Here is a 16,657-nt window from a genome sequence, read left to right as displayed (position 1 = left end):
TAAGAAGTAGGCGGAGCTAATCCCGCCTTCCGCTTGTATCTGCCAGTCTGGGCGAGGCGGTGACACGAGTTGAGATGTTACTGTTACCTCGATACCACCTCAAACTCTAGCCACCGCAACTCGCCCAAACCGACAGGATACCGCTACAGTCGGGGCTAAACCGAGTCTCAAGGCAGCTATTTATAATTAGCTAAGTCTCAATCGGTAAGTTGGGTGAAATTTTTGGCATCCAACGATTTTTAATTATTAATGTAGTGTGTCTCTTTCTTCAAAACTAGTATTAAATACCATTTTATTTTTTTAATATTTGTAATTGTTTTTACTAAAAAAGTCATCCCATTTAGAGTTTCCTTTTGTTAGTCTGCTTATTAAACCTATTAAATCTTTATATTTTATTTCGATTTCAGATATAGATAAATTAGTATTTTTAGCTTTACTATTGACAAATTTGTATAGCGACTCGAAGTCATGAGATATTATTTCGTCTAACTCAAAATAAAAAGGGAATATTATTCCACTTTCCCCATAAAATGTATTTAGAGTATATGAATAGTGATCAGGTATTATTATTTCTAAATCCTTAAAATCACTAAATAATTGATAATCATCATAATTTTTCCTTATATATATTGTATCCTCTTCAGATAACTTATCAAACTCCTTTATTTCATTAACAAATTTGTAGTCTTCAGCGAGATATATTGGTTCTTGATTATCTATAATTGAGCTTGTGGTGATAGGAGAAAATATAGCAACATTATCATCATCTACCCATAGCGCATTTTTTATTTCTAAATTTTTAAGAGATTCTGGTTTAAAAAAAAGCAAAGTGTCTTTGTTATTATAGTTGTCTAATTTTCCAGAAAAGTTGATTTTATATATTAAAAAATTATTTTTAAGAAAATATTCTATAGCTCCTTTATAATATATATCGTTAATCTTATTAAAAGACTTTATGCTACTAAGTACTTTGTCACGTCCAAGTAATTCTATTATCACATTTGATGGTTCAGGGTTTCCTAATATGAATAAATCTTCCTTTATAATGTCACTAACATATGTATCATCATTAAACTTTAGTTTTTCTATATCTTTTTTATCTATATCCTTATCATTTACTTCGTTATTTATAATGCTGAAACCTAAATCTTTATCGTACTCGAAACCGTAGGTAATTTTTCTCATGTTATCTTGGGTTATATTCATTTTTTCAAATATTCTTTTTACCTCGACTATCAAGTCATCGAGTAGATCATAATTGTTCCAATCATTTCTAGAAATATTTAGAAATTCTTTAGCATTCCCGTAAATATCTATATAAACACTAGCATTTTTAAAAGAGTGAAGAAGATAAACGTTTTCCCTATAGATGGGTATCTCCTGTCCTCTAAAGGAATAAGCATATGCGTACCCAAAATCATTACTACATATAGTTTCTGGTACGTATATTTGTATAGCAAAACTATAGTTTTTATAATTGAACCATGCTATATCACTAGTAATTCTATAGTCTTCTTCTAATACATAAGACTGTTCCGATACCCGGATTGGTATATCTTTTTTGAGCAAAATATCTAGATTATTGATGACAATGTCAGGAATACTGTTAATAAAAATATTAGATATTGAGTTTTTTAGTTCCGTTAGCAAAGCGTTAGCTTCTTTAGAAATATTGGTGACAAGATCAGAAGAAAAACTTAGTTCAGTTTTAAGAAATAACTCTGTTCGAGTACCATATGGGATATATTTACTATTTTGGTCTAACTGACTAATAAAGCAATAGCCATTGTCTTTACTCAAAGGAGAGTTAAGTTTGACTTCAATAGATTCATTGCTAACTATACTTTTGGTTAAGAATCTCAAATGCTGATATTGTTCTGGGTTTTTTCTACTTAATAAAAATACGCTATGCATTCCTATACCGAAAGCTCCTGAAGGCTTCATCCATTGTGGCATACTATTAATAATTTTCTTTTTTTCAAGGTTTTTATCTGAACCTCCCATATATTGCATATATTTGAGATCTTTTAAGCTAATACCAATACCAGAATCCTCAATACAAAGTTTCCAAATATTTTCATAATTCTTCGTGGTTTCAATAAAATCTAGACTCACAATAATAGAGTAATTATCAAAAATTTCACGAACTTCGCTATCATAAGGATTACCTTGTTCTAGTGTGTTCCTCCTACTCTTATTATCTCTAGAGTCTATCCATACTCTCATTAATGTAGCGTCGATAGCATTTTGTATAAGTTCTCTTACAACATCATCTACACCATGATATAAATTGTTACCTTGCAATAAGTCAATTACATTCTTTTCATCTAACGCAAACTTCATAGGTTTGCCATCTAATAATACCTTTGAGTCATCCATCTCAACATCAAGTTTATTTATTGTTGGAAGTAGACCAAAGTCACGACTAGGCACGATGTTTTTCCATTGGGACATTTGGTTTTGAATTTCTTCTTTGATCCAGTCAAACCAATTGCGACATTCAATATATGCCATCTCAGTACTACAAATAGCTGTTACGCTTACCGTTTCATTATCTAGCTGAAATTCTCGAATGGCTTGGTGTTTATGTTTATGAGTTTCACTAAAAGACGGCATATTACCAACTTGTCTTGCCATAACAGGACAAAAGCGGTTGTCATCAATATCAAACAGATCACCTAAGCGTAGTAGGCATGCAACAAAACGAGGATGACAGTCCTCCGTACCCATACCTGTTTGGCGAAAAGGTAAGTCCTTCATGACGTAGTTAAAACTTTTACCATGAGATAAACAGATTTGAGCGAGATACCTATAAATACGGTTTGGGAGTAATTCAGTACGCGGAGAGCTAATATTGAGCTTTTCAAATGGCTTCAAAACAACGTCGTTTGAATTTTTAGCATGACCTTTGCGATACCATTCGGCAACCATCTGACGATATTTTTCAACGCCTTTATAAGGGTTATCATAATGAACAAGGGCAGCTTCCCAACCATCGTTATGCCACACTTTGGCAAACTCATGTAAGTCTTGAACATTGTTATTAGCAAGCTCCTCAACGTAATCTTTAAAATGCTCATTTTCAATGACATCTCGAACTTCATCAGCATTAAATAACATACCGATATCATGCCAATAAGCAGCTTCTAAGATTAACCATGTATCTGTTGCTGTCAGCTTGTCAATATTACTGCCAAGTAGACGTTCTATATTGACAAGTATTTGCTGAGAGTGTGATTCGTTATGACTACTAAAGTGTGGGTAATAACTACCCACATTTTCAAGCGACTTACCGACGAGCTTTTCATCAAATTCCCATTGCGACATTAATATTCTAGTATTGCTGTCTTCTTCGGTTTTCTTCTTTAGATGCTTTATTAACCCTGCGCTCATGGTAAGTCCTACTCGTCATGTATAATTAGTATTGTAGTGCTAAATTTTACAAACTTAATTCTACCTTAAACACATGAACAAAGGAGAAAGGATATTTCAATTAATTATCCTCTGACCCCTTCTGAGCCTCAGCAATTAACTCATGAATCTTTGCACTCTCCTTTAGTACACAAGCCTCATACGCAGAGAGCGGCTCGGCTTCCTGCTCTTTTTCTTGCTCCTGCCTCGCTTTTTCTTCTAGATATTTCTGAAGCTCGTCTTGATCATTTTTCTCGTTGTATTGTGAGTTGCTCATGGCTTATGTCTCCTAATATTTTTTATCACTTAATAAAAGTCATCACGACCAGCATACTTCTTATTGAGTGCCTTTAAAATAGCATAAGTTTCTAAATCCAGCTCGCCCGTTGGCTGCTGCGGACGGAAATGCAACTGAAAGGCATACACGACATTGCGACTGGCTTTATCCCACACGTCTGTGTCATTGATTTGATAACCGTAATCGCGAAACGCTTGCTTAATCTCAGGTATCGTTGCCGCTGCAAATGCGTCTTGATTCATAAAGAATTGCTTATCAAAGTCATCATACCAAGCGCCGATGCCGTAATCGAAATACAGTCGCTGCCAAGGGAACTTCGCACCGGGGTCAATCTTACGTGAGGGCGCTAGATCTGCATGACCGATGATATTCTTTGGTGAAATATCATATCTCGCTGTCAAATCTTGCACCAATTGCGCGACTTTTTTAATTTGCAATTCATCAAATTCAACATAATGCTTATAAGGATGATAGTCGAGCGCGCCGTTTTTTAAGGCATCTCGATATTCAGGCTTAATCCCTGCATTGACAATCTCGATGCCGATAGAAGTATCGTTGAGTATCGTTCTACCGGCGAAGCCGCCCGCGCCAGCATGCCAAGCACGTTCGCTTTCAGGCACTAAGCTATAAATTTTATTATCGTCACGATCTAAAATTAGATAGTGGGCGCTCACATTTCCAGTGGTCAATGTTTTTATAGATCTGGCATTATCTGAGACGGTATAGTGCAGGACGATGGATTTAATCCGCTCGCTTTTGCCAGTGGCTTGATAGGTTTCGCTATCAATAACGAAGGGTTCAGTATTCGCTATTTGGGTGTTATTAGTGGTCACGCAGCCAACTAAAGACAGCGTTAAGGCACATGCTAATGCTAAAAAGATATTTTTTGCCATGAAATGCTAACCCTTTTTAATCTTCTTTGCCAAAACCTTCTTCCAGCTCTCTTCCAAACACTCAATCGCAAGCCAAGGTTCAATAACTTCTGCTGCACATGTCTCTTTTGAGCTTGATAACTGCCACAGTTTCTCAAGTGTCGCAAAAGGATAGGGGCGTTCGATTAAATATACCGGTAAATCAGCGCTGATCATGCCATCACGAACGACTTGAAAATACCAACCAGCGATGCCTTGTTTGCTGACCCAAGACGCGATATTGGGTACTTTGGTAAATTGTCCGATTTGGTCATTGATTTTGTAGCATGGTCGTCGCGGCTGGACAATGCGTAACTGCACGCTGTCGCCCCTATCCCCATCAATGATTTCATCTTGACTATACTGAAAAACGTCACCAATACAAACCGTGGTTTCCGTCATTTCTGGCAAACCATTCACTGCTTCTGTAGTGAGGTTTTCACCCAATGTGCCAACACGCACCTTCAAGCTAAACTCTGCATTAATCTTGTCATAAGTCGCCGTCGCTAGTTGATGTACCGCTTTTAGTGGGCCACCATGATGACGTCTATCGGCTTGCTCATCAGTTGTGAGACCCATAAAGTTGACAGCGACGGGCGCTTTGATTGGTGCTTTATCGATGGCGCTCATTTCTTCACGGGTAAATGGCATGGCTTTGCCAGCGCGAACGCAGGTGAGGGTAGCGATATGGAGCGGCAAGGTTTGGTTAAAGTCAGCAGTATTTTTTTGGCTAGAAGATGCTATCGTTTTTGAGTTTATAGGTTGTATGTTCATAGGTTCTAAGCTCATAGGGTTTCCTAATCTATAGGGATTTATTAGGGGAGAGGTTATATCGATATTGGTATTAATAATGCGTATTATCTTAGCTTAATCATTCCTCTAATGGTAAGAATTCAGCCGTTTAAAATTTAACCGTATTTTGAATTTTATTAGCACAGTAAATTTTAGACAAAAAAAGACCAGAATAGATATCTGGTCTTTTTCTTAAGCAGCTTTGGCAATAAATAAGATTATTTATTTTTGTTGCGACGACCGGCTGTTTTCTTCTCACGCGGTACAGCAACCAGCTCAGCCAATTGTTCAGGCGATGACCATAGACCTTCTAGGTCATAGAACTCACGGGCTTGTGGAGTCATCATATGCACGACAACAGCGCCCAAATCAATCAATGTCCAGTCAGAATCGATACCGCCTTCGCGACCCAGTGGCATAAAGCCACCCAGTTTGGCTTCAGCGCCGACACTGTCAGCCATTGCACGTACATGGCGCTTTGAGGTACCGTCAGCGATGATGATACGCTCCATTACGTCTGTCAATGCTGCTACATCCATTACGGTGATGTTCTTAGCTTTCATATCGTCTAGCGCGGTTTGAACAAGGGTCAAACATTCTTGTAAACGTTCGTCAGTCATGGTGTTGGTCATAAATTTTAATCTCTTGAATCGTAAATATTAAAAATAAAATGGTAAATCGTCACAATGCATTCTCTAACGAGCCAGATAGGGGCAGACGTTTTTTGAGGAAAAATGATCAAAGTGGGCAAAATTAAAAGTATAAGGCGATTTTAACGGAATTGAGCAGCAGAATATAGCTGATGGGCGATAATATATTGATAAACAGCAGGATTTAGCCATTTAGCTAATGAATTGGGTGCAGTATTGCCTATGATATCATTTATTGGTTGTAAAGATGCAATTTGCATGTCAGTGCTGTGCGTTATATTTAATGATTGAGGTGCTTGCGGCAGTTGTTGATAAAGCTGCTGACGTATGTGTGTGCTTGATATTGCTGTCACAGGGCGTGGGTCGATATAAATATGACCTTGATGGCTATTTTTTACACAAAAGCTGTTTGTTAAAGATTGAGGGTTAGCGGCTAATAATTCAGTTATAGAATCGATGGTTAAAGGTTGTAGCAGTTTTGGAAGTTGGGATGTTAAAGAGTGGTGCAACTCAGTCTTAGAGACGTTTTTATCAATTTTGATATCAATATCTATATCGCTATCAAAATTTTCTTCACGGTCAAACACCCATAGACTGACATAATCAGTCAGTTGCAGCCCATTTTTCCAGTGTTCTAAACTACGCGCGCTGTCCATCCCCATGACAAATATCAGACTGTCATGCGGGTAGCGTGTGCGCAGTGTCTGCACACTATCGATAGTATAGACAGGCGGTGCTTGCCACAGCTCAAGCTCGTTAATGCATAAGGGCGACTCTTGCGTTGCCAGCTTTAGCATCGCCAGACGATGCTTAGGATCGGTGCTATCTTCTTTAAAAGGCGAGCGCGCATTGGGCAGCAACGATACATACAGTTCGCGCTGTTGCTGCTCAGCTATTGGTAATAAACACTGATAAACGGTCATCGCCATTTGCAAATGACCATTATGTACAGGATCAAATGAGCCACCCAAATAAGCACGGATGGCAGACTTAGTATTTTGGCTTTGATAACTGTTAGAAGTATTTGACATAAATGAGTGAGTAAAAACTGATGCAGATGGGCGTTGTAGTTGATTTATTTTAAATCGACTATAGCATGTGATTATTTACTTATCCCGATTATCGATTTTATTATATTTAATTATACTGTTTAAAAGCCATAGAAAAGCCGACCATCATTATGATAATCGGCTCAATAATACGTGTTTTGAACGAAGCTTTAGATGCTTAAATAACGTCGCTATGTGCTTGAATGGCAGTGAGGGCGATGGTATAGATAATATCATCGACCAAGGCACCACGTGACAAGTCATTGACTGGTTTATTTAAGCCTTGCAACATCGGTCCAACACTGACCACATTGGCGCTACGTTGTACTGCTTTATAGGTGGTGTTTCCCGTATTGAGGTCTGGGAAAATAAAGACGTTTGCTTGCCCAGCAACAGGCGAATCCGGCGCTTTTTGCTTGCCGACGCTCATGACAGAAGCCGCGTCATACTGTAGCGGTCCGTCGACTTTTAGATTCGGCGCACGTTCACGGACGATTTGGGTCGCACGGGTAACTTTTTCGACATCAGCGCCAGTGCCTGACGAGCCCGTAGAGTAGCTAATCATTGCCACTTTTGGATCGATGCCAAAGGCGGCAGCAGACTGCGCAGACTGAATGGCAATCTCAGCCAATTCTTCTGCATTTGGATCAGGATTAATGGCGCAGTCACCGTAGACAACCACTTGCTCAGGCAACAGCATAAAGAAGACTGACGATACAAGTGAGTACTCCGGTGCCGTTTTAATCAACTGAAACGCTGGGCGGACAGTATTCGCCGTGGTATGAATTGCCCCAGATACTAGACCATCAACTTCGTCCATCTGTAGCATGGTCGTACCTAAATAAACGGTATCTTGCAGATATTCAGCAGCCACTTCTGCGCTGGTTTTACCTTTGCGACGCTCGACTACAGCGGCGATATATTTGCTCATATCTAAGCTGTCAGGGTCGATTATTTCAAGCCCTTCAGGTAATACCAAGTCGCGGTTTTTGGCGACTTGTTCAACATCAGCCCGCTTAGCGAGTAGCACACAGTTGGCAATACCGCGGCTTTGACAGATACAAGCAGCTTCGACCGTACGCGGTTCAGAGCCTTCTGGGAGCACGATACGTTTTTTGGCGATTTGCGCTTTTTTGACCACTTGATGACGAAAAGCAGAAGGTGACAAGCGTGGCTCATGATTTTGGCTAAAATATGCTTTAATCCAGCTCAAATCTAAATGCGCCGCGACGTAACGAGCCACTTCTTCAGCACGTTCGGTGTCATCACTTGGAATCTCAGCACTCATGTGTAATAGGCTTTGTACCGTCTCAAAGCTGTCATCTTCGACACTCATCACAGGAATACCAGTTTTGAGTGCAGATTGCCAAAGCTCAGCAACGGTTGGACTAGGGACAACGCCGCCAGTCAATACCAATCCTGCTAGCGGAATACCATTGATACAGGCAAGACCCGCCGCCAATAATAAATCGTCACGGTCGCCCGGCACCACGATAAGCGTACCACGTTTGAACACTTCATCAACACGTGCAACTGAGCGTGCAGTCAAGCTAATGCGATTGATACGGCGCGATTTTGCCTCACCAACGTTGAGCCAAGTACCATCAAGTTCAGCAGCGATATCCCACGTACGCGGCACGGATAATGAGTCACTAAATGGTACGACACCAATTAAGCGGAATTGTTCAGTATTAAAGTGCGGCGATAATCGTTGTACTTCTTGGATAAAGCCGCTATCCAAGCTCACAATCGCTTCACCAGGGGCAACGATTTGATTTTCTAAGGTGCTTTGCGTATCCGGCAAGTCATGCATCCGCATCAAGATACAGCCAAGCGTACGATCACTTGCCATACCACCAAATTCACGCGCATGGACATCAAGCTTATCGGCTAAATAGGCAGGTTTACTGGTATCAGCGGTGCTAACAAAGATGATTCGGGCATCGAGTGCATGAGCAATCGCACGGTTGATCTGTGAGGCATAAGAAGTTTCAGTCGTCGGTACTAAGCCTTCGCAAATCACCACATCGTAATCATCACCAAGAGTATGGTAGTTAACAACCACTTCTTCCATTAAGTCATCAAGATTGTCATCACCAATCATACGCTCAACATGTTGACGGCTGATCGATTTAGGTGGCTTTAGTCCAAATGCATGCATGGCTAATGCGCTTGAGCTGTCTAGACTGTTTTGCTTATCCAGCGTATCGTCTTGTAAAAACGGCTTCATAAAACCCGCTTTGATACCGTTATAATCGAAAGCACGAATCAAGCCTAACGCCGCTGACGTCACACCGATACCGCGGCTAATGGGCACAAGTAAAATAGTTTGCATAATGTATCCTACTGTTTATTATATTTTTAGAGAGATTGTCATCCTTGAGCGGATAAGAATCAACTTGTGATTCTTATCGCAGGCATATGAGTCTTATTGTAGACCTAGTTTTATTTTAGACCCAAGGCTGCACGAGTTTCTTGAGCGATACGGCATTCTTCATCAGTTGGGACAACCCACAGCTCAATACTGCTATCGTCAGCATGGAAACTGCCTTCATTGCCACCGACCAAGCCAGCGTTCTTATCGGCATTTACTTTGATGCCAAAATGACGCATGACTTCTAAAATACGCATCCGCGTAGTCACAGAGTTTTCGCCGATACCACCAGTAAAGACAATACCAGTAAAATCAGGGAGCGCGCAGCTTAAGCTGGCAAGGTATTTACCAACACGATAGCAGAACATCTCGATAGCCAGCTTCGCGTCTTCATGACCTTCATTAGCCGCTTGCTCAATGGTACGCAAGTCATTCGATAAGCCTGAAATACCAAGTAAACCACTTTCACTATTGAGCATTTTATCGATTTCTTCTAAGCTCATACCAAGTTGGCGCTTGAGATGAATATGTAAGCTTGGGTCAACATCACCACTACGCGTACCCATCATAAGACCTTCAAGCGGGGTCAGACCCATACTGGTATCAAGGCTTTTGCCGTCGTAGACAGCCGTTGCTGAACAGCCGTTGCCCAAATGCGCAGTTAACCAACCATGTGGTCCTGTTGCGCTAGTAATGTGGCTGGCGCGTTCTGATACATAAGCATGCGAGGTACCATGGAAGCCATAACGACGGATTTTGTGTTCTGAATAGAGTGCCTTTGGTAGCGGATAGCGGAAAGCAACGGGTGGCATGGTCTGGTGGAAGGCAGTATCAAATACCACCACTTGCGGAATATCAGGATAGATTGCTTGTACAGCTTCGATACCTAGTGCGTTTGCCGGATTGTGTAATGGGGCGAGGACTTTTAGACGTTTGACTTCTGCTAACACATGCGCATCGACACGCACCGCTTCTGAGTACTCACGACCGCCATGTACCACTCGATGCCCAACAGCAATAAAGTGATACTGCTCAAGTAGCTCAAGGATTTTTTGTAAGGCAAGTTCATGACGACCACCAGCGATTGCAATTTCTAACTTTTCACCATTTAATGTGGTGTGTTTAATACGGGCAGTATCGAGACCTAAGTTTTCGGCAAGACCTGTGATACGAGTACCTTCATCCTCACTAATTAAGGCGTATTTGATTGAAGAGGAGCCGCAGTTCAATACTAAAGTAGGATTGGTCAGGGTCGATGCTTCAGAATGTTTGTCATCAAAAGTGGTGCTTACGCCAGCGCTCATACTCTATCCTTAGATTGTCTTTTATAAAAGGTGCCGCATCTTGACGATCACCTGTTGAATAAACGAAAACCAGCGATATTGGTGCTGGGATAGGTTGCACGGTTTGGAAACATAAACCATCATCGCGCTGATCTTCGTTATACTTGAGCCATCACTATGTCTAACATAGGTTCAATGTAAAGCAAACGCCTGCTAGCGTTGCCTTATAGCTACAAGGGTTGACTATAATGTATCATATTTTGGCAGTGACACCACGATAACTCTAAGGCTTTGATCAGCCAGTCCTTGATTGATGGTTACAGGTGTACACCGAAGACAGTAAGGGCTTATTAGATAAAATAAGTAAAAATTTGCCTTTATAAAAATTGTAAGTAAGTTTGTCTAGCTTTAGATCAATAACATTGTTTTATATTTATATTGGATTCTCTATCACTACATTTCAGCAAATTTACTACGCAAACATATTCTATAGGCGCACAGCTTTATAGAATAATGCTATGATTAAAAAATCTTCCTATTTTCCCTATTGCAGCCTTGGTTGTTTTCGCTGATAGTGATTTTTATCGCGTACACCGTTGCAAGATTACAGGTTATCTATCCTATGTTTACGACACGATATACCTCAAAACCCAAGCACTCTCAGACAGTGGGCAGCGCCACTCGCTATAGTATGTATAACATCATGCTTGGTACGTCGATCACGATAGCTTCAGCGGCCTTGTTGGTTGGCTGCGGACAAAAAGGCGATTTATACCTTGTAGACGCTGGTAGCAAAGCAGTGCGAGATAGCACGGCAATATTAGATAGTGGTAGTAATCCACAAGATACTGCCTTTGCTAAGATTGACAGCGACCAACAAAATACAGAGAATTTTCAGCTGCCTGAACCGAGTAACGATCCTAACGATTACTAATAAGTAATCATGAATTATTAAAATGTAAATGTTCAAACGATTTTTGAGCAAGCCCAATACTTTATTGTTACCTTGATTATATTAGAGATATTTATATGAGTCAGTCAGTCACGACCCAAACTGAGCAAGGCCTGTACATCAATCCTGAAGCCTTAACCGCCCATTTACCCGCGCTAGATTATCGCGACGGTGCACTGTATATGGAACAGGTCAGTATTGATGAAGTGGTTAAACACTATGGTACGCCTTGTTATGTATACTCAAAGCAAGCCATTTTGGATGTCTATCAAGCGTATACCGATAGCTTTGCTAGCTTAACTCACCAGATTTGTTATGCGGTAAAAGCAAACTCTAACCTTGCGGTACTTGGCGTATTGGCGCAAGCAGGGGCAGGGTTTGATATCGTCTCACGTGGCGAGCTTATGCGGGTATTGGCGGCAGGGGGCGAAGCTGCACGTGTGGTATTCTCAGGCGTCGGCAAAACCTATAACGATATTGAATATGCGCTTAACCAAGGTATTGGTTGCTTTAATGTTGAGTCGATTAGTGAGCTGACTCTAATCAATAAAGTCGCCGCGCAGCTGGATAAATCAGCGCCGATATCACTACGTGTCAATCCTGATGTGGATGCAAAAACCCATCCGTATATTTCAACAGGTCTCAAAGACAATAAATTCGGTGTCGCTCACGAGGATGCGCTGGTCGTTTATCAACAAGCCGCCAAATTGTCTCATATCGATATCGTCGGTATTGACTGTCATATCGGCTCGCAGTTGACTGAAGTTGCGCCATTCGTTGCGGCATTGGACAAAGTAATTGAGCTGGTGCATAGCTTACGTAAAGCAGGTATTGAGCTGCGTCATATCGACTTGGGTGGTGGTCTGGGTGTGCGTTATATTGATGAGACGCCTGTGTCTATTGATGAATTTGCCAATGCGTTATTACCAAAACTTAGTGAGCTTGGCTTGACCGTATTCTTTGAGCCGGGTCGTAGTATCGTGGCAAATGCTGGGGTGTTATTGACCAAGGTTGACGTGCTCAAACCAACTGAGCATAAGAATTTTGCCATTGTTGACGCGGCAATGAACGACTTAATTCGCCCTGCTTTATATCAAGCAGAAATGGCAGTAATTCCAAACGTTTTGCCTAGTAATGGTATTAATACAGAAAGTACTGAGCCATGGGATATCGTTGGCGCTATCTGTGAAACGGGTGATTTCTTAGCAAAAGATCGTTTGTTGTCGCTCTCAACAGGCGATATTCTCGCAATCACAGGTGCTGGTGCTTATGGCTTTACTATGAGTAGCAACTATAATTCACGCCCGCGAGCTAGTGAAGTCATGGTAGCTGATGATCGCCACCAGCTGATTCGCAAACGCGAAACCGTTGAAGCGCTATATGCAGACGAAGTATTGTGGCATGGTTAATGGTTAATGGTTAATGGTTAATGGTTAATGGTTAATGGTTAATGGTTAATGGTTAATGGTTAAGCAGCATAAAGTATCTCAAAAATCTAACCCATTATCATGATGATTGTGGGTTTTTTTATGGCAAATTATGATCAAACACCTGAATAATAAGTGTGGAATATAACTTGGCATTTGATAACGGTGATAGTTATGATTGTAACTGACAGCGTGCTAATATAAGACATACATAAAAATAGGATAGGATATCAGGGATATGCTAATAGAATTTACTAAGATGCATGGGTTGGGCAATGACTTTATGGTCATCGATTTGGTGACTCAGCGTTTGGACTTGACCAAGGATTTGGTGCAGTTACTGGGTGATCGTCATTTAGGTATTGGTTTTGATCAGTTGCTCGTCGTTGAGCCGCCAATGCGCCCCGACGTCGATTTTAGTTACCGTATTTTTAATACTGATGGGTCAGAGGTTGAGCAATGCGGTAATGGCGCCCGCTGTTTTGCTCGTTTTGTGCAAGCACGCAAGTTATCCTTTAAACAGCGTCTCCGTGTTGAGACGGCAAGCGGCATTATTTCGCTGACGACCGATCGTTATGGCTGGGTAGAAGTTGATATGGGCAAGCCCAAGTTTGAGCCAAGTGAGATTCCATTTACCCCAAGAGCCATCACCAAAATCCAAAATGCTTATCATCTGGACGTAAATGGTACGCCGGTGCAGCTTTATGTTGCCAATATGGGTAATCCGCATGCGGTGATAAAAGTTGACGATGTGCTTGATGCTGACGTTGAAACCTTGGGTAAAGCCATCGAATCGCATCCAGCATTTCCAGAACGTGTCAATGTCGGTTTTATGCAAATAATGAATCAGCGTCATATTCGTCTGCGAGTGTATGAGCGCGGTGTCGGTGAGACGCAAGCCTGTGGTACGGGCGCTTGTGCAGCCGTTGCCATTGGGATACGCGAAGGCTGGCTTGACGAAGGCGAAGATGTGCGTGCTCAGCTCTATGGCGGCAGCATGGTAATTAAATGGCAGCCGGGCTATTCGGTCATGATGACCGGACCAACCGCATTTGTGTATGAAGGTGTCTTTAGTCCAGATGGCTTGATGGCACAAGCCGGTATCAAGCCCAATCCAGAAAGTTAATAGTAAAACATAAATGACAGTTATTTTTACTGGATAAGTAATAGGGTTGTTTTCAATATGGTGATGTCTTATAAAAAATCTCAAGTGACAGACGCACGATCTGATAAACAATCCGTTTCACCGTCATGGCTATCAGCAGAATTGGCAATCACCATAGAAGCGGATGCCGCGTTAAGTGAATTATTAGCCCCTGTGCATCGTTGGCTAAATGTCTTATCTGTGCGCAATCACTCGCCGCATACATTGACGGCCTATTTTGCAGGCTTGAATCAACTGGCGTTATTCCTGCGAGGTAAATGCCTGACATGGACGCGTTGTGATAAGCGCCAATTAGCCCAGCATATCAGCCAACGCCTTGATGAAGACAAGCTAGCCCTTGCCAGCGTTCAGCAAGAGTTATCAGCTATTCGTCATTTTTATGGCTGGCTGATAGAAGAGGATTTGGCACGTATCAATCCAACTACAGGGTATCAGCTCAAGCGCAGCCCTAGACCCTTACCCTCTATCGCTGATGTGGATTTATTGACGCAATTGCTCGACCAAGAAATCCCTGATACACCTGAACAAGCACGCTTGTGGCTACGTGATAAGGCGATGTTTGAATTGCTTTACAGCAGTGGTCTACGTGTCGGTGAGCTAGTCGCGTTAGATATAGCAGATGTAGACTTGGCTGATTTGCGGGTACGTGTGACCGGCAAAGGTAATAAGACACGCCTAGTACCTTTAGGAATAAAAGCGGCTGACGCCATTCGTCGTTATTTACCGCACCGCAATCTGTGGGTAGAGCAGATGGACAGTGCATTATTTATTAGTGAAAAACTGGGTACGCGTTTATCAACAAGGGCTGTGCAGCAGCGTCTCAAAGTTGCTGCTACTCGTGCTGGTATTGCTCAAAACATGTATCCGCATCTATTGCGCCATTGCTTTGCATCACATATGTTATCAGGGAGTGGCGACTTGCGCGCTGTCCAAGAGATGCTTGGGCATAGCGATATCAGTACCACGCAAATTTATACCCATGTCGATTTTGCTAAATTGACCCAAGTCTATGACCGCGCCCATCCCCGAGCCACTCACGCATCCAAAGACAGCGATTCAACCCTTTAATTCTAAAAGTGTCTTTCATCGCAAATTGCTTTGATTAAAAAAACCTTTTATCAAGACGCTTTTATAAAAATTATTTTATGCCAAACGATGACAATCAAAGATAGGCATCCTTTGTCGTCCCTGATTTTGCGCTTGTCTATCTAACGTCGCTAAGACCAAAGCATAATTTTTATGGTCTTTATTCAAAGATGGGTTCAATTCACTATCATTGTAGCTGCTCATTACAGTTCCATCATAAGCGCTAATCGTTGTATGTCCCCACGTCTGACGTGTATGACCGTCTTTGTACGCATGCTCACCGCCTTGTGCTGCTCCAATTACCATACATTGACTGTCTAAAGCTCGCGCTTGCAGTAAGAGCGACCAATGGGCTTGTCCGGTTAGATACGTAAAAGCAGAGGGCGCACTTAATAGTTCTGCGCCTGCTTGCCGCAGACGCTGCGCCAATGCAGGAAAGCGTAGATCAAAGCAAACCATCATACCGAGCTGATAAACGGCACCCTCTATATCTAGTGCTGTCACGACCGTCTGCGTACCTGGCTCAAACGTCGCCGCTTCGTTATAACTGCCTTGTTTGTCCGCGACAGTCGCAGTGAATAAGTGAATCTTGTCATAGCGTGCCACTTGTGTACCATCCGGCGCAAACAATAGGCTTACTTGGCGCAATCTACTGTCAGGCACAATCATACCGTCAGGGCGATACGGGCAGGGCAGAGAGCCCGCTAGCACGTATATACCATACGTACGTGCATACTCTGCTATCGTCTCTGACAGCGCATCGAACTGCTCTGCAGTAGCAAACTGTCTACCCATGCTACAGCAGTTTTCTGGTAGTACGACAAGCTGCGCGCCTTGTGCACGAGCATCTATAATAGCGGATTTTATATCTGACAGATTGTCTTCAATGCTTTGCTGACTATTCATTTGGATGGCAGCAACGGTCAGCTGTATGTTATTTATATGTTCATTCATAGCAGGCTTCTCAATATTGTTAATGTTATATCTCTTTTATAAGACGTTTTCAGGTTTGTCATTATTAATGGTTTATTTGAACCTTACTCCGCAAATCATTCTATGCAACTATGCACAGGTATAAATTTTTATTAAAGTATTCTTTAGAAGCTACCAGAATGCTACGGACAGAGGTTTGTCATTCACTTATCTGGCAAGGGCATAAATTATCATAGCAAAATTGTCGCAAAAAATGCTATCGTCATGTCCTGTTAAGGGTAAACCGCTCAATAATCAGCATTACAAAGACAATATTACCAAGACTG

13 protein-coding genes are annotated in these 16,657 nt (G+C 41.7%); 4 read left to right on the top strand and 9 right to left on the bottom strand.

Features of this window, described 5'->3' with window-relative positions; translation table 11 throughout:
• Positions 1–300: 300 nt before the first annotated feature.
• The 8 genes from FQ083_RS04205 to FQ083_RS04170 form a co-directional block, all read right to left on the bottom strand.
• On the bottom strand, positions 301–3,393 hold the full coding sequence (locus tag FQ083_RS04205) for a histidine kinase (RefSeq protein ID WP_149408955.1): 3,093 nt from the start codon (positions 3,391–3,393) through the stop codon (positions 301–303).
• A gap of 100 nt (positions 3,394–3,493) precedes the next feature.
• Entirely contained in the window at positions 3,494–3,688 is a 195-nt protein-coding gene (locus FQ083_RS04200) for a hypothetical protein (RefSeq protein WP_149408954.1), read from the bottom strand.
• A gap of 29 nt (positions 3,689–3,717) precedes the next feature.
• A complete protein-coding gene (locus FQ083_RS04195; RefSeq protein ID WP_149408953.1) occupies positions 3,718–4,602 on the bottom strand; it encodes an N-acetylmuramoyl-L-alanine amidase in 885 nt (294 codons plus the stop codon).
• Positions 4,603–4,608: 6 nt separating this feature from the next.
• Positions 4,609–5,409 (bottom strand): MOSC domain-containing protein, encoded by an 801-nt coding sequence (locus FQ083_RS04190; protein ID WP_149408952.1) that lies wholly within the window; start codon positions 5,407–5,409, stop codon positions 4,609–4,611.
• A gap of 221 nt (positions 5,410–5,630) precedes the next feature.
• Positions 5,631–6,044, bottom strand: a complete 414-nt coding sequence (gene rsfS / locus FQ083_RS04185) for a ribosome silencing factor (RefSeq protein ID WP_011512587.1) — start codon at positions 6,042–6,044, stop codon at positions 5,631–5,633.
• A 140-nt stretch (positions 6,045–6,184) separates the two neighbouring features.
• Positions 6,185–7,093: a nicotinate-nicotinamide nucleotide adenylyltransferase gene (locus FQ083_RS04180; protein WP_149408951.1), complete on the bottom strand. Its 909-nt coding sequence runs from the start codon at positions 7,091–7,093 to the stop codon at positions 6,185–6,187.
• Positions 7,094–7,289: 196 nt separating this feature from the next.
• A complete protein-coding gene (gene pta / locus FQ083_RS04175) occupies positions 7,290–9,446 on the bottom strand; it encodes a phosphate acetyltransferase (protein ID WP_149408950.1) in 2,157 nt (718 codons plus the stop codon).
• 110 nt (positions 9,447–9,556) lie between these two features.
• Positions 9,557–10,789 carry an acetate/propionate family kinase gene (locus tag FQ083_RS04170; protein WP_149408949.1) on the bottom strand — a complete coding sequence of 411 codons (1,233 nt, stop codon included), beginning with the start codon at positions 10,787–10,789 and terminating at the stop codon, positions 9,557–9,559.
• 601 nt (positions 10,790–11,390) lie between these two features.
• Here FQ083_RS04170 and lptM point away from each other — a divergent pair.
• The 4 genes from lptM (at position 11,391) to FQ083_RS04150 (ending at position 15,380) form a co-directional block, all read left to right on the top strand.
• The gene (lptM, locus tag FQ083_RS04165) at positions 11,391–11,702 is read left to right on the top strand and encodes an LPS translocon maturation chaperone LptM (protein WP_149408948.1); all 312 of its coding nucleotides are present in this window, start codon (positions 11,391–11,393) and stop codon (positions 11,700–11,702) included.
• 95 nt (positions 11,703–11,797) lie between these two features.
• Positions 11,798–13,129 carry a diaminopimelate decarboxylase gene (gene lysA / locus FQ083_RS04160; RefSeq protein WP_149408947.1) on the top strand — a complete coding sequence of 444 codons (1,332 nt, stop codon included), beginning with the start codon at positions 11,798–11,800 and terminating at the stop codon, positions 13,127–13,129.
• Between the two features lie 256 nt (positions 13,130–13,385).
• The gene (gene dapF / locus FQ083_RS04155) at positions 13,386–14,273 is read left to right on the top strand and encodes a diaminopimelate epimerase (RefSeq protein WP_020442583.1); all 888 of its coding nucleotides are present in this window, start codon (positions 13,386–13,388) and stop codon (positions 14,271–14,273) included.
• 57 nt (positions 14,274–14,330) lie between these two features.
• Positions 14,331–15,380: a tyrosine recombinase XerC gene (locus tag FQ083_RS04150; RefSeq protein WP_149408946.1), complete on the top strand. Its 1,050-nt coding sequence runs from the start codon at positions 14,331–14,333 to the stop codon at positions 15,378–15,380.
• Positions 15,381–15,455: 75 nt separating this feature from the next.
• Here FQ083_RS04150 and FQ083_RS04145 read toward each other — a convergent pair whose 3' ends face one another.
• Positions 15,456–16,352, bottom strand: a complete 897-nt coding sequence (locus FQ083_RS04145; protein WP_149408945.1) for a carbon-nitrogen hydrolase family protein — start codon at positions 16,350–16,352, stop codon at positions 15,456–15,458.
• Between the last annotated feature and the right edge of the window lie 305 nt (positions 16,353–16,657).

This window comes from Psychrobacter sp. ANT_H59 (assembly GCF_008369225.1).
GTDB lineage: Bacteria > Pseudomonadota > Gammaproteobacteria > Pseudomonadales > Moraxellaceae > Psychrobacter > Psychrobacter cryohalolentis.
The sequence above is the reverse complement of the archived record's forward strand: the minus strand, read 5'-3'. Positions and strand labels throughout refer to the sequence as shown.